Raw genomic sequence first — 17,515 nt, 5'->3', positions numbered from 1 at the left:
AACGTGGGTCCGGTAGCGTAGCGAATGAGACAAGGAGTTGGCTGAGCATGAAGTGCTTAACGATGTCTAACAAGACAAAGGTCAGCCCTCAAGACAGCGTCTTAGTTTTGATGCGTACGCCCTGTCGACCAAACTTTTAACCAAGGCCAGTAGTCCAGCCGTCACGCGCGATATTTTCCACGGATTTGGGCGGTGGAGGCAACTTAAGAACGCGATGGGAGTACTACTGACCAGTCATTCTTTCCACTTTTTAAAGCGTCTTCCCATGTTAGCAATGGATTTCCGGGGCCCCAGAAGGGTCCGCGCCGTTCAAAAACCCATGCCCGAAATTTTGCATCCCGAGGATGCGATTGTGAAGGTTTTGCGCACGTGCATTTGCGGGTCCGACCTGCACTTGTACAACGGCAATGTGCCGGACACCCGCGTCGGCATGACGTTTGGCCATGAATTCATTGGGGAAATCGTGGAGATTGGCTCCGAGGTGACCGAGGTGAAAGTGGGCGACCGGGTGATGGTGCCGTTCAACATTGCCTGCGGGCGGTGTATCTGCTGCAAGCAGGGCATGTACGGCAACTGCTACGAATCTAATTCCGAGTCTACGGCCGGTGGCGGCTTTTTGGGGTATTCGCATACCGGGGGCGGCCACAACGGCGGCCAGGCCGAATACGCCCGGGTACCCTACGCCAATTTCGGCCCCACGGTGATTCCGGCGGGCATGGACCTCGACGACGCCGTGCTGCTCACCGACATCACGCCAACCGGCTACCAGGCCGCCGAAATGGCCGGCATTCAGCCCGGCGATACGGTGGTGGTGTTTGGCGCGGGGCCGGTGGGCATTATGGCGGCGCGGTGCTGCTGGCTGTTCGGCGCAGGCCGCGTCATCATCATCGACCAGTACGACTACCGGCTGGAATTTGCCAAGAATTTCGCCAAGTGCGAAGCCTACAACTTCCGGACCGACATGGACGACCCGGTCATGTTCCTGAAGAAAATCACCGATTGGATTGGCCCCGATGCCTGCATCGATGCCGTGGGGGCCGAGGCCGAAGGCAACGTCATGCAAACCATCACCGGGCGCAAGTTGCTGCTCCAGGGCGGCTCGGCTACGGCGCTGCACTGGGCCATCAACGCGGTGCGGAAAGGCGGCGTAATTTCCATTGTGGGCGTGTACGGCCCGACCGACAATCTCATCCCCATCGGCAACGTGCTCAACAAGGGCCTGACCATTCGGGCTAACCAGGCCTCGGTGAAGCGCCACCTGCCCCGCATGATTGACCACGTGATGAACGGCATCCTCAAGCCCAGCTTGTTAATAACCCACCGCATTCCCTTGGAGGAAGTCGCCGAAGGCTACCACATTTTTTCGGCTAGGCTTGACAATTGCATCAAGACGGTCCTCATCCCCCCCACTGCTAATCGCTAAGCCGCGCCTCATGAAAAAGACCGCACAAGATTTTGCCCACATCCCCGGCTGGGGCATCGATGCCGACCCCAAAAACGACCCCACGTATCCAAACCGGCACCGCACCGGCGAGGAACACGACGGCCGCTCCTGGGAGCGGCCCACCCAACAGGTCCTCGACCGGGAAGTGCTGCACTCCATCGAGCGGCCCGATTACACGGCCGTGGTCGGCAACTCAGTGCCCCCTTCGGGCCTGAGCGGCATGATTCGGCGCTTCGCCTTCAAGTACAGCGAAAACAGCTACCTCCACTGGCTGCCCCTGGTAATGGCCGACAAGGTGAATGTGGTGGAAGGCCTACTGGATGACCTGGCGCATGGCACGGTGCCCAACATCTGGGCCGAGAAGGGGTACAACTCCGAATGGAAACACGACAAGAAGAGTCTTTTCATTAAGCTCGGTACCGTGGCCGCCCTGACGGCCGGCGTGGTGTACTTAATGACCTCAAATAACAAGGGTTCAAAGCCAAAGCGGGGCTAGCGCGTGGTCCGCTCGGGCGACCACCACAACCGAAACCGTGGATAGTAATCCTTGCGATTGGTGAGAAAACAGAAGCGCCGGCCCCAAAGGACCGGCGCTTCTGTTTTCATGAAGTCAGGTTTATCCGTTTAGTAAAACGAGGGTGGCTGTTGCAGAACTCTTGGGAGAGCATCAAAAAGTGTGGGGCAATGGGGTTAAGTGGTCAGCTAAAAGTAACCGTATACTCAGTTCCGACTCTGGGCATGAGGTAGTCGAGCTTGTCGCGTAGGGTTTGCTCGGTGCGATAGTCGTCCGGGGTGAGCCAGTAGTGCTTGCAGCGGTGCCAGAGGATTTCGATCAGGTTCAGCTCGGGGCAGTAGGCAGGCAGGAATTGTAAGCGCAAGCCGCGCGCGGCCCACACTCCGTGGCGGGCCTGCACGCAGGCGGCGCGGTGCACCGAGGCGTTGTCGAGCACGAGCACGGTCGGACCGGACAGCGCTTGGCTGTACTCGTCCAGCGCGGCCACGAATAGGTCGGCCGTCAGCGCGCCGGGCAGCACGTAGCTGGTCAGCGGCTGGCCCGGGGCCTTGGCCTGCCACAAGCCCAGCACGGTGTGGCCCCCGCCGCCGCGCTCGGCCGGCAGCGCGACCGGCGCCTGCCCGCGCACCTGCCAGGCATAGGGCACCGGCGCCAGGCGTGAGAAGCGGCACTCGTCTACGTACACGACCCGCAGCGCGCCGGCCGCTTCCAGCGCGTGCAGGGCCTGGACCTCCTGCTGAAAAAAACCGAACAGCACCGCGTCGCGCCGCGCCTTGAGACTACGCCGGGTGCGCTTCCAGCTATAGCCCGCCCGCCGCGCCAGCCGGCGCAGCGTGCCCACGCTTACGCGCACCTGCAGGTCGGCTGCCACGCGGGGCACGAGCCGGCGTAGCTGCTGGGTGGCCGACCCGAGCCAGGCGACTATTTTTTTTGCGCCGCCGGGGCCAGTTTGGGCGGCCGTCCGGCGCGCCGGCCCTCGGCTAGCCCCGCCAGGCCGGCCCGGTGCCAGGCCTGCACCCACCCGTGTACCGTCGCGTAACGCACGGCAAACAGCGCGGCCAGTTGCGGCAACGTCTGGCCCCGGTGGTGGCCCAGCACGGCCAGCGCCCGCCGCCGCATGCGCGGGTGCGGTCCGTGCTGACTGCACGCTTCCAAACACGTCACTTCTTCCGAACTCAACTCGGTGGCAGGTCGTCGCATGCCGCAAGCTACCAATTGCGCACTATACGCTTACTTCTGTATGGCTACTTAACCAATGCGATAAGTAATGAATACAGAGCCTTGGCCCTGTTTTGATTAGGACCTGATAACTGAATCTTATCAGGTCTTTACTGGTCAAAGTAGCGACGTTGTTTACTCATTGCAACCTATTTGGGGTGAGTTAATACAGAATCTCATTGACTGTTTGAGTTCGATTTTTAATAATTATTTATGACTATATAATATCTTAAAATACCATACCTACTCCGACTCGTTTGCAACGCCCAAGCTTTAGCTTTTTGCACCTTCATTGACACGGCGGTAGTTCTGTGGTGCATGGCTTATAGTGTGGCAAACTCATGGCTTTCACTACCTCCAGCGCCTGGATTCTCCGGCTGATTATCACTTTCTGCGGGCACACTTGCAGGCTCACATGCCGCTTACCGATGAGTGCTTTGCGAATTTCCAGCCTTACCAGCACTTTTTGCGCAAGTACCTCGGTATCGCGCAGCAAGTGCCGCAGCATTTTATTGCCTCTTACCTGGGTAGCACGCCCGAATGGCTGAGCCGTGTGGGGCGGCAGCTATAAGCATTGCCAAGCGGCTGAGCTTCGCCCTGGCAGCGCCGCCTGCTCGGCTGCCCTTACGCGTGGCCCTGGCTAATTGCCCGGTATTCAGTGGGCGTCATGTGCTCCAACCGTCGAAACATGCGGGTGAAGTAGGCCAGGTTGCTAAAGCCTGCCTTGAAGCAAATCTCGGTAATGCTGATGGCAGGGTTTTGCAGGCAGCGCTTGGCCAGCCGCATCCGGGCCTTGATGATGTAGTCGATGGGCGAGAGGCCGAACTCCTGCTTGAAGGCGCGGAAGAAATTGGCTTGGCTCATGCAGGCCTGCGTGCTCAGCTCCTCGACACTGATTTTCTGGGCCAGGTTCTCCTTGATGTACTGCAGGGTGTGGGCAAAGCGGTTGGAGGAGGCCAGCACGGCCGTGTTGTGCTCGGTCAGGTGCAGGCGCTGCAGCTGCATGAGGCGCAGCAGCAGCTCCTTCACCGCAAAGTCAGCCAGCATGTCCTTGTTCTGGGAACCATCGAAGCCAATGCGTACTAGCTTGATGATGAGGGCTGTAATCTCTTCGTTGTTATAAAAAGCGTGCTGGCTGAGGCTGAGGTGCCACGGCTCGCCGTCGGTGCGCGGGTAAAACGCGTTGAGGTAATTGACCGTGTCGATGACTTGCAGCCGGTCGATGGCCAGGGCTACGCACTGAGTTGGCGTTTCGTCAGAGGCCTCGGGGAAGTCAATCAGCATTTTTAGGTTTGGGGGCACGACCATGGTATGGCCGGGCAGGTAGGCAAAGGCCTGCTGGTCGCGCAGGTGCATTACTTTTTTGCCGCGCAGCATGTTGGTCAGCACCAGGTCGCTGTACGACTGCGCTACCTGGTCACCGGGGGCCAGCGTTTCGAGGATGCTCAGCTCGTACTTCTCCAGCGTCTGCACCCGGCGGTGGTCGATGAGCGTGGTGAACTCGTGGGGGGCAGTGAGCGGGATGGAAGGCAGCAAGGGACCAGGGGCGAAAAGCAGGTGGAAAAGAAGGCGGATGGCAGCGACCAATGCGAAGCTTACGCAACGGCGGGCGCCCTAATAACCTGTCGGCAGGCCAAAAATGTTCTTGGCGAGGAGACTGCCACCGATTGCGCGCCTTGTGCAAGCCCCTGCTTTTTGGGCCGGCCGGGGGCGGCCATTGGCAAACGCCTCCCCCATCCGCGCCAGCCAAAAAACGTCCTTTGCCTTACCAAAACAGCCGGACCACCCCTAGAGACAGTCCGGCTGAGAGCTGAGCAGGTGAGCTACCTAGGCAGCGGCCGTTTCGGTTTTGACTTTTGGTTTGGTGCTCGGAATCAGGTTGTGGGGGTTAATCACAAACTTGCGCGCCACGCCTTTATCAAATTCCGCGTAGCCTTTCGGCGCGTCGTCAAGGCTGATAATTTCCACATTCACGGCCTTGGCAATCTGGATTTTATCGTAGAGAATGGCCTGCATGAGCTGGCGGTTATAGCTCATCACGGGCGTTTGGCCAGTGTGGAAGGAGTGGCTCTTGGCCCAGCCTAGGCCGAAGCGAATGCTCAGGTTGCCGGTTTTGGCAGCGGCTTCCTTGGCGCCGGGGTCGTCAGTGACGTACAGGCCGGGGATGCCGATGGCACCGCCCGCGCGGGTGATTTCCATGAGCGAGTTGAGCACGGCAGCCGGCACCTCTACCTTGGCCTGCGCGCCGTGGCCGCTGGCCTCAAAGCCCACGCAGTCGATAGAGCAGTCGATTTCGGGCACGCCCAAAATCTGGGTGATTTGCTCGGCCAGACTGGCGTCTTCGTTCAGGTCTACCGTTTCGCAGCCAAACGAGCGGGCGTGCGCTAGGCGCGCTTTGTTCATGTCGCCTACTATCACCACTGCGGCCCCTAGCAGCTGCGCCGACGCGGCGGCAGCCAGGCCCACCGGGCCCGCGCCGGCCACGTACACCGTGCGGCCAGGGCCCACGCCCGCCTTTACGGCGCCGTGGAAGCCGGTGGGAAAAATGTCGCTTAGCATGGTCAGGTCGCGGATTTTTTCCATCGCCTGGTCCTTATTGGGAAACTTGAGCAGGTTGAAATCGGCGTAAGGCACCATGACGTATTCGGCCTGGCCGCCTACCCAGCCGCCCATGTCCACGTAGCCGTAGGCACCACCAGCGCGGCCCTCGTTCACGGTCAGGCAGATACCGGTTTGCTGCTCTTTGCAGGTGCGGCAACGGCCGCAAGCCACGTTGAAGGGTACCGATACGAGGTCGCCCACCTGGAGGAATTCCACGTCGGCCCCTACCTCAATGACTTCGCCCGTGATTTCGTGACCCAGCACCAGGCCGGCGGGGGCCGTGGTCCGCCCGCGCACCATGTGCTGGTCGGAGCCGCAGATGTTGGTGGATACGACCTTCAGAATCACGCCGTGGACTATCTTCTTGCCCTTGGGGTTTTTCAGCTCAGGAAAATCAATGCTTTGCACCTCGACTTTGCCGGGGCCCAGGTAAACAACGCCTCTGTTGCTAGCCATATTGAGTTGGGTGGTTTTAGAGAATAAAAGGAAAAAGCGGCGGGCCCAGCCAGCCAGGCCCGCCGCTTTTTCCTGAACATGGAGAACGCTGCCTTACTGGCCGGCCACGGCGTTTGAGCCCGCTTCGGCTACGGTATGGTCGTTCTCGACCGTGTCGCCCGAGACGCCAATGGCGCCGATGATTTTGCCGCTGCCGTCCTTGATGGGCAGGCCACCGGGGAAGGTGATGAGGCCGCCGTTCGAGACCTCAATATTGAAGAGCGGGCCGCCGGGCTGGCTGGCCTGGCCAAGGTCACCGGTGGGCATATCGAAGAAGCGGGCCGTCTTAGCCTTCTTAATCGAAATGTCGAGTGAGCCGAGCCAGGCGTCGTCCATGCGGGCAAACGCCACGAGGTTGGCGCCGGCATCGACGATGGCAATGTTCATCTTGACGCCTATTTCGAGCGATTTTTGGTAGGCTGCCTGCACGGCAGCCTGCGCCTGTTCGAGGGAAATACCCATGGGTGTGGAGGGGAATAAGGTGGGAATGTAGCAAGGCCAGCCGGGGTAGCAGGCTGCCGTATGAACCAGGCTCCCTACTGGACGGTTGCGCCAAATCATAAGATTGCTAGGATTATGCAGTACTTTGCGAGGATAGTGCTAGTCCCCTCCGCCTAGTCTGGGGCTGGTTGTTACCGGGCGCTGAGGCCGACGGGTGCGGCGGCAGCCGTGGCGTACCCTGGCCCGGCATTCGCAGGCACCTCGCCGAGTTGTTTAGGGGCGGCCTCCTCATTTCATTTGGCTGGCTATAAAGCGCTAGCCCCTGGGGCAACACCTTGTTTTCAGGCCTCACCGCCCGCACTTCTTCCCCTATGATAATGCACGGGGGTAGGCCGCCGAGGGACCTTTGTCATGTTCTCTCGCTAGTAGAGAATCCTGAGGATATGGTCTTTTTGTCCAGCCACTAGTTGCGTCCGTCCATGTTAATCCTTTCGGAGAGGCAGCACCTTTGTTATATCAATTCACCTAACCCCCACTTCCATGAAGAATGTAGGATTGCTGGTCCGGCTCGAAGCGAAGCCCGGTAAAGAGCAGGCAGTACTCGATTTTTTGACGGGCGCTCTGCCCCTGGCTCAGCAAGAGCCGGCTACCATAACCTGGTATGCTATTCAGCTGGCGCCGGCCACCTTCGGTATCTTTGATACCTTTCCGGATGAAGCAGGCCGGCAGGCGCATCTTAACGGCCCTATTGCCGCTGCGTTGATGGCCCATGCGGCCGACTTGCTGGCCGTGCCGCCTGTCATTGAACAAGTAGCTATCTTGGCTGCCAAATAATTACCAGCCCCTAAAGCGACCTATGCCTGGGCATAGGTCGCTTTAGGGGCTGGCGGGCAGGTAGTCCAGTTGGCTAGCTGCTATTCTCCTCACGCGATGGCGATTGACTGTCTCCTGCTAACTCATCCGCACACGGGTGAACTAGCGTTTCGAAGCTACTCCTTTAGCGACGACACCCCGTTTAATTACTTACAACGCAATAATTATTACTCCCTCATTCTGCTTACGCAGGGCAGCGGCGAGCTACGCGCCAACTTTGCCACCTACCGGTTTGCTGGCAGTACGCTGTGTTGTTTTGGCCCGTACCAACCCTACACTATCCAAGCCAGCACCGCTGTAGCGGGCCTAGTCCTAGATTTTCATGCCGACTTTTTCTGCATCTACCGGCATCAGCAGGAGGTAGCTAGCAATGGCATCTTGTTCAACACCATTTTTGAGCCGCCCTTCTTCCCGGTTACAGCAGAGGCGGTGCGTGAATTTGCCGCCCTGGCAGCTGTGATGCAAGAGGAAGTACGGCGTCAAGAGGTAGCACAACAAGAGTCCATCGTATTATATCTGAAGCTCTTTTTGCTGAAAGCTATCCGTATTCGTACGGCACAGCCCGCGTTAGGCACCGAGCAGAACCCGTCTGGCCGGGAGCCCTGGCTCCTGCAGCAACTTCAAGAGGCCATTAATACGCACTACCGCCACCTGCACACGGCCGGGGAGTATGCCGACCTGTTACGAGTTCCCGCCCGAAGCCTAACGCGCCTGGTCAAGTCCCATTATCAGAAGACGCTCAGCCAACTCATCACGGAGCGAATCATTATGGAGGCCAAGCGCGAACTGTACCTAACCAGTCAATCCGTCAAGGCTATCGCCTTCGCGCTGGGCTTCGGGGATGAACACTATTTCAGCCGCTTCTTCAAGAAGAATACGGCCGTATCGCCGCAGTTTTTTCGTGAATCAGTTGGGTTCGCAAAAGCAGAAGAAAGCTAGCGCTGTTGAGCTGCCAGCGGTTGGCTGGAGAAATCGTTTTTCCCAACCAGACCGCGGGCTTCCTTCTGTAGGCTGCTGGCTCCCAAAGAGTGCCCATACGGCGCATCGTATATAAAAAAATTATAATTATATAGGTAATTTAGGTGTTTTTGAACAAATAGGGGAAAACCTCCGAGTCGTCCGGTTAGGGGGCGGCATTTCGGCTCGGTTGCCGCTGCAGTTTGGCCAGGTAGTTTTTCAGGGAGAGGTACTTGCCGTACTTCAGGTGCACGTCCACGATGGTGGTGAGCGGTACGCCCAGCGCATGCAGGTGCAGAATCCGCTCGCGGTCGGCGTCGTACATGGAGGGCTGCACCACACCCTTGGGCTTGCCCAGCACGATGCCCTGCTCGCGCCGCGCCCGCAAGCCTTCCTTCGTGCGCTCGGAAACGAAGTCCCGCTCCAGCTCGGCCAGCATGGCGAAAATGGTGAGCAGGATTTTGTGGGTCATGTCGCGGTGATTCTGCGGGTCCAGGTCCAGGCCCTGCTTGACCAGAATCAGCCGGCACCGCTTCTGGTGAATCAGCTCCTCAATCAGGCCCAGCACTTCGCGCAGCGAGCGGCCCAGCCGGGAGAGCTCGGAGACGATGACCGTGTCGCCGGCAGCAACCTTGGCCAGCAACTCGGGCAGGCGGCGCTGCCCGGCGGTCCGGCGGGAGGACATCTCGACTTCGATCCACTCGTCCAGGGTCCAGCGGTGCTCGACCAGGTAGCGGGCGATGAGGCTCTTTTGGCTCTCGGCCGATTGGGCGCTCGTGGAGACGCGGACGTAGCCAAAAATCATAGGCAAAATAGGCTGTTTAGCGAAAAGGTGAATGGACCTCGTAAAGGTAGCGGCAATCGATACCTTTACACGCACGTTAACGCTACCGCTGGCGGATGGGGATAACGAACGTCTACGCTATTGTTTAAGGGAGTGGGTTGCCTGCTGCAAGAGGGCCTGCGCCGTGTAGCGGGGCTGGTACCCCAACACCCGTCGGGCCTTCTCGATGCTGTAGACCCGGTCAATGCTGGTCGGCAACGCCCATCCCCGCTGGGCATACACGGCCGCTGCTTCTGGCATCCGCCGGTGGATGGCGGCGGCGGGGTCGCGCTTGAGCTGCACCAGATCGTCGCGCTCAAAGGGGCTGCCGGCCGAGATGTTGAACACCTCAAACGTGGCCAAGTCGTGTTCCAGGGCCAGCACAAGCCCCAGGGCCCCGTCGCGCTCGTCCAGCCCGCGGTAGAGGCGGTGATTAAGCGCTAGGTTGTCTGGCTCCGGCAAGAAGCGCGATACCCGTAGTACAGTGGCCTGCACGCCCTCCTTCTCAAAGAAGTCCCGGCACAGGGCCTCGGCGGCTTGTTTGGTGATGTCGTATATGTCTCGTGGTTGCGGTACCAAGTCTTCATCCACCCACACGGCCTGGTCAGGGTGTACCATGGCTTGACCGTAGATGGAGGTGGTGCTGGTATAGAGAAACTTGGAAATGCCGTGGGTAACGCAGGCGTTGAGCAGGTGAAGCGTGCCTTCGACGTTGGTGCGCACAAAGTCGAGGCGCGGGTAGTGCAGGTCGTAGTGCTTGCCGTGCAGGGCGGCCGTGTGCAGGATGGCGCCCACGCCACGCGTTGCGGCGAGCACCGCTCCCCCATCCCGAATATCAAGCAGCTGGTCCGTGGTGGGGCCCGCTACGACGTCCACGCCAACTACCGAGTACCCGCGGGCCCGCAGTAAGAAGACCAGTTCCCGACCCAAACGGCCAGAGGAACCCGTAACCAGCACTGACGAGGAAGATCGCATTAGAAGCAACCATAGGTGGTTGGCACAAGATAGCGTGAACTGCTTTAACGCAAGCTGCCGAGCCCCGCAGCAGCGTGATTCCAGGCATCAGGACTGTATCCGGCTGTACACGGGCCAATGAGTAAAGCGCCTCCCAAGATACTTTCCAGAATCCTTCGCCCCGTTGCCAGAAGTTTTGGCGAACTGAGTCGCAGGTTTTCCCTTATTTATTTAATAACACCCATTATTTTATTGCGCCAGCGGGCCCACTACTAATAGACGGCGGGCCAGGCCGGCAGGTCGTGGGGTAGGTAGCGCTAGCCGCAGCCGGTTTTGACCAAATAGCAAAGGAATTTGAACAGAGCCAGTAGTGTGCGCCGCCACTGCGGCACGTTTCCCCGTACCAAGGCCAAATATGGGGCGACAAACGTCCACCCGATATCTATGACGTCGCTAGGGTAGCCACTTCACTCTGCCATACCCCCACAGACCATACAAGGCTCTAGCAAGCAGCAGTTGCTCGTTGCTTGACTGCGTGTATTTCTTGGCCGATTTCCTCGCCGAACGCTTGTAAATGCAGATAGCGGTAGGATTGCGGTGGATTAAATAGAATTTGCTCGCTTCGCAGGTTAGCTAGGCTTATCGGCTCTAACAACCGGGCCGCCTCTTTGAGGTGAATGGCAAAGGCATGGTCAGTGCCCTGGTAATATTCGTCAAAATCCCGCTTTGATATCTGGGCCTTGCCCGCATACTGTGCCCACGCCTCCGAAGGACTCAACTTCGTTATCTCGCTGATGAACGCGTAGCCGGTGATGGCTTTTACCGGGGTGCTTTCATAAATCAGGATAACCGTGGCCTTGTCCAGATTGGGGGCCACGCGGCGCAGCTCAATTGTCTTGTTACCCCGGATGATTTGCTCGGCGTACTTGGGCTTGATAGACATCAGGATGACTTGCATACTAACAAAGTTAGCCGGTTTGAGCATAGAGCTTTAGGTACAGCTCGTGGCTTATTTCGATAGGGCCTACTAGCTGGTTGGGTTTTCGGCCGGCGGTTACTAAATTTTTTTGCAGGTCGCCGAAGCTCATCGGCGTGGGTAGCAGCTCCGTATCGGCAAACTCGAAGCACAGGATGGGGGCATGTGCGTTACCTTTAGCTAACGCGATAATGTCGCTCCACTTGTATACGCCTAGGCCCTCATACTTGCGAAATAGGCTTTTGGCACTGGCAATAGTCACTGTCTCCACGTAGGAGGCAGCGCGTAGCTCGCCGTACTGCTGGCCACCCTTGCTCTTGGAAACGTACCACAGGATCCGGCCTGCTTGGGGCAGGCGCGGAGTGGCCCCGCGGTAGTACACGTTGCGTCGGCTAAATAGCAGCGTGGCGTCGAAGCCGAAGATATCGGCTTCGCTCATGCGCTCGTCGAAGAGATTACGGGCCCACCGGTGCTGAATAGGCACGATGTAGCAGGGAACTTTGGCGCCAGCCAGCTTGACCGGCCATAGGCACTTCTCAGCCTGGAAAAGGCTCTGCGTATCCGTCTCGCCCGCCAAGAATGCTTGGCGTAAGGGTTCTGGCAGACCGCCTGCCTGTTGAAGTTGATCGCCGAGGTGCGCGGTCAGTTCGTCTAGGCTTCTGATACCGGAGGCCAGAAAGCGGTACCAGCAGTCATCGCTCGGATCGCGGAAAAAGCGGTACTCGGCCAGCGCTTTTCTGACCGTGTCCGAGATGTACGGATCGGATACCTTTACGTAGGTTAGGCCCCGGCCGGCGGCATTTAGGATGAGTTCCTTGAGTTTGCGCTCCACCAGCCGGCTGTGATTCGGCTTACACCGCAGCAGCGCCACGTCCAGCCCGCCGCCCTCGACGCCCCACACCGTCATGGCGTGTTGGACCATCTCGCTTTTATTGGCCTTCCAGACTTCGGCTTGATACAGCTCCGGGCTCGCTACGAAGGTGCGCAACTTAGTGCGTAGCTCGTTGAGCTTCTCGCGGCCCTCATGGTAAATGAAGTTTTGCGTCAGGGCCGTAATATCCCTCGATTTGATGGGTGCAAAAGATGTCTTGTGTTCAACGAAGCGGGATTCAACGTATTTGTTGTTGTTTTTTAGTTCGTCAATATCCACTACCAAATCCACGGGCCTCCTAACCAGCAGGCCGTACCTATCAAACAGTGACTCGCCCTGCTCGATAACAGCCACATCCTGCGTAATGAAATAGCGCGCCTTCGCGGCGATGGCGTTGGCTAAGTGAGTCAAATCCGATTTATTACGCTCCGAGTCGGAGCGCTGAATGATCGTTTTTATATCAGCCAAGATGCCATCTCGTCTTGGCTTGTCGTAGCGCAACTCCTCGAATTTGCGAAGCGCTTTCCTATTCGCTTCCCGCACTGCCCTGTTCTGGTTGCGGTGAATCTCGTGGTAGATTTCGTCCGTAACGCAGAGCGATATGTCATCCTGCAACCAGTCGGCTAGCAACGAGTAGGCCTCCTTCGACTCAGTAGCGTCCTGCGCGCCGCACAGGTCGTAGAAGACATTGGCATCAATCACGACGCGCAATCTCTCGTCCTCTTCCCGGGCAGTAAATAACTCTAACTGCGTGTTAAACAAATAATACCAGCGGGTGAGCGGCTTGCCGTCCAGACTGCGCCCGGTGACTTCGTCGCGCGGAATAAAGCCGAGCCGATGCCAGAGCTTATTGGCGAACGTATAGTCGCGCCGGCACTTCAACGTGATGGCGGAGACGCCCTTCACCAGTTCTCGCAAGAAATCGAACAGCTGCCGGGGGACCTGCTGCCCCCTGGCGGCCTCTTGCACACACAGGTGCGTGATGGCCGCGCTGTATTTGGTCTTGACCCGGCGAAACAGCAGGTAGCCCAGAAGCTTACCCCCTTGCACGGCCACGATGATGTTGCCGCTGCGGGCAAACGGGCCAAACGCCTGCGCGGGCATAAAGCCCAGCGAGCCCCGGTTGTCATCGGCCAAATCAATAACTTGGTCTAGTAGGGTGGTGTCACTAGCGTGAAGTAGGCGTACTTCTGTTTGCATAATGGATAATTGGAATCACGGGACTTGCCAACGCCTTCCTCATTAGGTAGCGTTGCGTAACGGTGCTAACAGGTGAGGTTAGCTAGCGACTAGCTTGCCAGTGGGAAACCAATTTGGGGTTTCCACCTCACCAAACTTACACATTCTGTTTGGTCGAGGTAATGACTGGTCTTGAAAGCATCTGTGATAGCGATTGGCTGCCAGCGCCTCTGCCAGCTATACATGATTTAGCGAGTTATTATGAAGTGGTAGCAAGCCGAGTGCTAGCTCCGAGCTAAATAGGGTTATACAAATAAATATATAGGCAGGGGCAGTTGGGGGGGCTTGTTTTACTGACGTGGAATGAACACGTTGAACTGCCTCCACGCCCCGCTGCCTAGGCCCCGTCGTTCCACCTTATCCGCAACAGAGCGCGAGTATCTGCTTGCACTGCCCGAAAGCCCCAAGGAATTTATCCGACAGTATATCTTCAGTAAAGCAGACCTATCACTGATTCAACAGCACAGGGGCGCAGCCAGCTGCCTGGGCGTTGCTGCACAACTCGGCTACCTGCATTTTACGGGCGTTGTGCTGGAACCGGACCGAGTGCCGGGCCCGGCGCTGCTCGCCTTCTGACGGGCAACTATTCGTGGCGCAGTAAGCGCGCACCCGGCAAATTTCAGCCCCTACCGCCCCTTCTAGGCTTTTTCGTGCTATTTATTCCGTTTTCTGAGAGAATCCCAAAAGTTAAAATTTTCATGTCGTAAATATACGACATATTATGTCGTATATTTACGACATATTTCAAAATTACTTATGACTTACGCCAAAATCGCCGCGTTTACCGAAGAGCAACAGCAGCTGGCCCGCGTGGCCAAAGCCCTGGCGCACCCGGCTCGGGTGGCCATTATCCAGTTTCTGGCCTCCAAGCAAACCTGCATCTCCGGCGACATTGCCGCGGAGCTGCCCTTGTCTCGCACGACTGTCTCGCAACACCTGCAGGAGCTTAAGGCCCTGGACTTGATTCGCGGCGAGATTGACGGGCTGACGGTCTGCTATTGCCTCAACACGGAGCTGCTCAAGCAGGTGCATCAACAGTTTACCGGATTCTTTCTCGAAGCAACTGCCAGCCCGGCCTGTGGGCCGGCCGACGCCTGCGCTTGCTAATTCATCTCTTCAACCCTAGTCTTTCTAACCGATGAAAATTTCCGAAATGAAGCAGACCCTCGCGGGTCTCGACGCCGTGAATTTCCGCCTGCCCTCGGGCGACTACCTGCCTTCGCACTTCCATGTGACGGAAGTGGGCCTGGTGAGCAAGCACTTCATTGATTGCGGCGGCACCGAGCGCCGCGAGACGGTTGCGAACTTCCAGCTGTGGGAAGCCGGCGACTACGACCACCGCTTAGCACCCCAGAAATTCCTGCACATCCTGAAGCTCTCGGAGAAAATCCTGGGCCGTGACGACCTGGACATCGAGGTAGAATACCAGCAGGCCACCATCGGCAAGTTCGGCCTCGCCTTCGACGGCACCGACTTCGTGCTGACGCCGAAACAGACGGCCTGCCTGGCCCAGGATGCCTGCGGTATTCCCAGCGACCAGTTTGCGCTGCCCCAGTTACAGGTGGCCGCCTGCGCCCCCGGCGGCGGTTGCTGCTAACCCCGCTTCGCGGCGCTTCCTTTCCAGGTGGCGCCGTTTTGCTGATTGCCCTTTCCCGATGCCCTCTCTGACTTCTTTCTGATGACGATTGCCTTTTTCTCCGACGTGCACGGCAACCTGCCGGCCCTGGAAGCGGTGCTGGCCGATATGGAGCAGCGCCGGCCCGACATGATTTTCTGCCTGGGCGACTTGGTAGGCTACGCACCCTGGCCCAACGAAGTGGTGAACGAAGTGCGCCGCCGCGGCATCCCCACGCTGGCCGGCAACTACGACCAGGGCATTGGGCTGGCCAGCGAAAACTGCGGCTGCGCCTATAAGACGGACGTGGAGAAAAACCTGGGCGCGCAAAGCATTGCCTACACCAACCAGGTGGTAGGCTCGGAGGAGCGGCGCTACCTGCGCTACCTGCCCAAGCACATGCGCCTGGACTTTCAGGAAGAGCCCTGCACGCTGAGTTTGCTGATGGTGCACGGCTCGCCGCGCAAAATCAACGAGTACCTGTTTGAGGACCGGCCCGAAACCAGCTTTCTGCGGGTACTGCAGGAGGCCAACACCGACATTATGCTGTTTGGGCACACGCACAAGCCGTATCATCGCACCTTTGCCTACGAGCACGAAGGCGAAACCCGCTACCGGCACGCGCTCAACATCGGCTCGGTGGGCAAGCCTAAGGATGGCGACCCGCGCGCAGCCTACCAGCTGGTACACTTGGACGAGAACACCCAACTGACGGACCCCAACAGCGTGCGCTCGGAGTTGATTCGCGTGGAGTACGATGTGGAGAAAGCAGCCCGGGCCGTGGAGGCCTCGCCGCTGCCCAACGAATACGCCGACATGCTGCGCAAGGCCTACTAACCCACTTGCTGCCATGACTATTGTTCCGCTCACCCAAGTCCACTGGCCGGCGGTGAAGGCCATTTACGAAGCCGGCATGGCCACCGGCAACGCTACGTTTGAAACGCAGGCCCCCGCCTGGGAAGCCTGGGATAAAGCCCACCTGGGCCATAGCCGGCTCGTGGCGGTGGACGAGGCCGGCACGGTGCTGGGCTGGGCCGCCCTCTCCCCGGTATCGGGGCGCTGCGTGTATGGCGGGGTGGCCGAAATCAGCATCTACATCGCGGCGGAAGCCCGCGGGCAAGGCGTGGGCCGGCAGCTGCTGCAGGCCCTGATTGCCGAGTCGGAAGCCCACGGCATCTGGACGCTGCAGGCCGGCACGTTTGAAGAGAACAAGGCCAGCATTGGTCTGCACACGCAGGCGGGATTCCGGGTGATTGGCTACCGCGAACGGATTGGCCAGCATCACGGCGTATGGCGCAACACGGTGCAGATGGAACGTCGTAGTCTGACTGTCGGCGTCGGGTAATTCAACCCCTATTGATGACCATCCTAAATCAACCCCCACCCGCCCCCCCGGCGCCGGCCGCGCTGGCGGAAAAGAAGCTCTCCGGTCTCGACCGGGGCCTGACCCTGTGGATATTCCTAGCCATGGCGCTGGGCGTGGCCCTGGGCTACCTCGTGCCCGGCGTCAACGATGCAGTCAACTACTTCTCGGTGGGCACGGTGAACGTACCGCTGGCCATCGGCCTGATTTTGATGATGTACCCGCCGCTGGCCAAGGTCAAGTACGAGCAGCTGCCTACGGTTTTCAAAAACACGCGCATCATTGGCCTCTCGCTGTTCCTGAATTGGATACTCGGCCCGCTGCTTATGTTCTTTCTGGCCATCTGGCTGCTGCCCGACAAGCCCGAGTACATGATGGGGCTGATTCTGATTGGCATTGCCCGCTGCATTGCCATGGTCTTGGTCTGGAACGATTTGGCCGACGGCTCACGTGAATACGCGGCCGGGCTAGTAGCACTCAACTCCATCTTTCAGGTGCTGTTTTACTCCCTGCTGGCCTGGCTGTTCATCTCCGTGCTGCCGCCTTACTTCGGGCTGAAAGGGTACGCGGTACACATTGGCATTGGGAACATCGCGCAGAGCGTGCTGGTGTACTTGGGCATTCCGTTTGCCGCGGGCTTTCTGTCGCGCCTAGTGTTGCGTCGGCTCAAAGGAAATGAGTGGTACGAGCAGGTCTTCATCCCGGCCATCAGTCCCGTGACGCTGGTAGCGCTGCTGCTCACCATCGTGGTCATGTTCAGCCTCAAGGGGGAAAGCATCGTGCAGGTGCCGCTGGATGTGCTGCGCATTGCGTTGCCGCTGGCCCTGTACTTCGGCATCATGTTCGTGCTCAGCTTCGCGGCGGGCAAGTACCTGGGGGCCGATTACGCCGAGAATGCCAGCATTGCCTTTACGGCGACGGGCAACAACTTTGAGTTGGCCATTGCGGTGGCCATTGGCGTGTTCGGGCTCAACTCGGGGCAGGCGTTTGCGGGCGTAATCGGGCCGCTGATTGAAGTGCCGGCACTAATTGCACTGGTCAACCTAGCCTTCTGGTTTCGGCGCCGCTGGTACGACGGGAACAGCGTGGCTGCGCAGGCGTAATGGGGGCAGACTATCCAAACAATAAAGC

20 protein-coding genes are annotated in these 17,515 nt (G+C 58.7%); 11 read left to right on the top strand and 9 right to left on the bottom strand.

Translation table 11 applies throughout. The features are described 5' to 3' along the window. Positions 1-265 precede the first annotated feature (265 nt). Positions 266-1,423: a zinc-dependent alcohol dehydrogenase gene (locus EU557_RS24050; RefSeq protein WP_089334159.1), complete on the top strand. Its 1,158-nt coding sequence runs from the start codon at positions 266-268 to the stop codon at positions 1,421-1,423. A 10-nt stretch (positions 1,424-1,433) separates the two neighbouring features. Beyond that, entirely contained in the window at positions 1,434-1,940 is a 507-nt protein-coding gene (locus EU557_RS24045; protein ID WP_089334160.1) for a hypothetical protein, read from the top strand. A gap of 202 nt (positions 1,941-2,142) precedes the next feature. Here the strand turns inward: EU557_RS24045 and EU557_RS24040 are convergent, their stop codons facing one another. Next, positions 2,143-2,979, bottom strand: a complete 837-nt coding sequence (locus EU557_RS24040; RefSeq protein WP_125433834.1) for an IS630 family transposase — start codon at positions 2,977-2,979, stop codon at positions 2,143-2,145. Further along, positions 2,880-3,158, bottom strand: a complete 279-nt coding sequence (locus tag EU557_RS26175; RefSeq protein WP_089334549.1) for a helix-turn-helix domain-containing protein — start codon at positions 3,156-3,158, stop codon at positions 2,880-2,882. Before EU557_RS26175 ends, EU557_RS24040 begins: the two co-directional genes overlap by 100 nt. Before the next feature lie 433 nt (positions 3,159-3,591). Between EU557_RS26175 and EU557_RS24030 the strand changes: the two genes are divergently transcribed. After that, entirely contained in the window at positions 3,592-3,747 is a 156-nt protein-coding gene (locus tag EU557_RS24030; RefSeq protein ID WP_183405510.1) for a hypothetical protein, read from the top strand. 53 nt (positions 3,748-3,800) lie between these two features. On the opposite strand, the gene EU557_RS24025 is transcribed toward EU557_RS24030, so the two are convergent. From EU557_RS24025 to EU557_RS24015, 3 genes are all read right to left on the bottom strand, one after another. Beyond that, on the bottom strand, positions 3,801-4,712 hold the full coding sequence (locus tag EU557_RS24025; RefSeq protein ID WP_167855343.1) for an AraC family transcriptional regulator: 912 nt from the start codon (positions 4,710-4,712) through the stop codon (positions 3,801-3,803). A gap of 291 nt (positions 4,713-5,003) precedes the next feature. Then, positions 5,004-6,233 (bottom strand): formaldehyde dehydrogenase, glutathione-independent, encoded by a 1,230-nt coding sequence (fdhA, locus tag EU557_RS24020; RefSeq protein ID WP_089334450.1) that lies wholly within the window; start codon positions 6,231-6,233, stop codon positions 5,004-5,006. A gap of 93 nt (positions 6,234-6,326) precedes the next feature. Continuing rightward, complete coding sequence (locus tag EU557_RS24015) at positions 6,327-6,734, bottom strand: GlcG/HbpS family heme-binding protein (protein ID WP_089334453.1); 408 nt, start codon at positions 6,732-6,734, stop codon at positions 6,327-6,329. Positions 6,735-7,253: 519 nt separating this feature from the next. Between EU557_RS24015 and EU557_RS24010 the strand changes: the two genes are divergently transcribed. Together EU557_RS24010 and EU557_RS24005 are read left to right on the top strand one after the other, a co-directional pair. Further along, positions 7,254-7,547, top strand: a complete 294-nt coding sequence (locus tag EU557_RS24010; protein ID WP_019949546.1) for a putative quinol monooxygenase — start codon at positions 7,254-7,256, stop codon at positions 7,545-7,547. A 96-nt stretch (positions 7,548-7,643) separates the two neighbouring features. Next, complete coding sequence (locus EU557_RS24005) at positions 7,644-8,525, top strand: helix-turn-helix domain-containing protein (RefSeq protein WP_135532998.1); 882 nt, start codon at positions 7,644-7,646, stop codon at positions 8,523-8,525. A 184-nt stretch (positions 8,526-8,709) separates the two neighbouring features. Here the strand turns inward: EU557_RS24005 and EU557_RS24000 are convergent, their stop codons facing one another. The 4 genes from EU557_RS24000 to EU557_RS23985 all read right to left on the bottom strand — a co-directional run bounded on the left by EU557_RS24000 (position 8,710) and on the right by EU557_RS23985 (position 13,367). Further along, the gene (locus EU557_RS24000; RefSeq protein ID WP_135532997.1) at positions 8,710-9,348 is read right to left on the bottom strand and encodes a recombinase family protein; all 639 of its coding nucleotides are present in this window, start codon (positions 9,346-9,348) and stop codon (positions 8,710-8,712) included. Between the two features lie 117 nt (positions 9,349-9,465). Beyond that, entirely contained in the window at positions 9,466-10,341 is an 876-nt protein-coding gene (locus EU557_RS23995; RefSeq protein WP_135532996.1) for an NAD-dependent epimerase/dehydratase family protein, read from the bottom strand. Positions 10,342-10,822: 481 nt separating this feature from the next. Next, the gene (locus EU557_RS23990; protein ID WP_167855342.1) at positions 10,823-11,278 is read right to left on the bottom strand and encodes an ASCH domain-containing protein; all 456 of its coding nucleotides are present in this window, start codon (positions 11,276-11,278) and stop codon (positions 10,823-10,825) included. A 10-nt stretch (positions 11,279-11,288) separates the two neighbouring features. Then, positions 11,289-13,367, bottom strand: a complete 2,079-nt coding sequence (locus tag EU557_RS23985) for a GNAT family N-acetyltransferase (RefSeq protein ID WP_135532994.1) — start codon at positions 13,365-13,367, stop codon at positions 11,289-11,291. 342 nt (positions 13,368-13,709) lie between these two features. On the opposite strand from EU557_RS23985, the gene EU557_RS23980 reads away from it, so the two are divergent. From EU557_RS23980 to arsB, 6 genes are all read left to right on the top strand, one after another. After that, positions 13,710-13,982, top strand: coding sequence for a DUF4158 domain-containing protein (locus EU557_RS23980; RefSeq protein ID WP_135532993.1), 273 nt, complete (start codon positions 13,710-13,712; stop codon positions 13,980-13,982). A 180-nt stretch (positions 13,983-14,162) separates the two neighbouring features. Next, entirely contained in the window at positions 14,163-14,513 is a 351-nt protein-coding gene (locus EU557_RS23975) for an ArsR/SmtB family transcription factor (protein WP_135532992.1), read from the top strand. Positions 14,514-14,544: 31 nt separating this feature from the next. Further along, positions 14,545-15,003: a DUF6428 family protein gene (locus EU557_RS23970; RefSeq protein ID WP_135532991.1), complete on the top strand. Its 459-nt coding sequence runs from the start codon at positions 14,545-14,547 to the stop codon at positions 15,001-15,003. Between the two features lie 81 nt (positions 15,004-15,084). Then, the gene (locus tag EU557_RS23965; RefSeq protein ID WP_135532990.1) at positions 15,085-15,858 is read left to right on the top strand and encodes a metallophosphoesterase family protein; all 774 of its coding nucleotides are present in this window, start codon (positions 15,085-15,087) and stop codon (positions 15,856-15,858) included. Between the two features lie 13 nt (positions 15,859-15,871). Then, the gene (locus tag EU557_RS23960) at positions 15,872-16,366 is read left to right on the top strand and encodes a GNAT family N-acetyltransferase (protein ID WP_135532989.1); all 495 of its coding nucleotides are present in this window, start codon (positions 15,872-15,874) and stop codon (positions 16,364-16,366) included. A gap of 14 nt (positions 16,367-16,380) precedes the next feature. Further along, a complete protein-coding gene (gene arsB / locus EU557_RS23955) occupies positions 16,381-17,487 on the top strand; it encodes an ACR3 family arsenite efflux transporter (RefSeq protein ID WP_135532988.1) in 1,107 nt (368 codons plus the stop codon). The last annotated feature ends 28 nt before the right edge of the window (positions 17,488-17,515 follow it).

The sequence above is a fragment of the Hymenobacter wooponensis genome (genome assembly GCF_004745865.1).
Classification (GTDB): domain Bacteria; phylum Bacteroidota; class Bacteroidia; order Cytophagales; family Hymenobacteraceae; genus Hymenobacter; species Hymenobacter wooponensis.
This window is presented reverse-complemented; position numbering and strand designations above follow the sequence as displayed.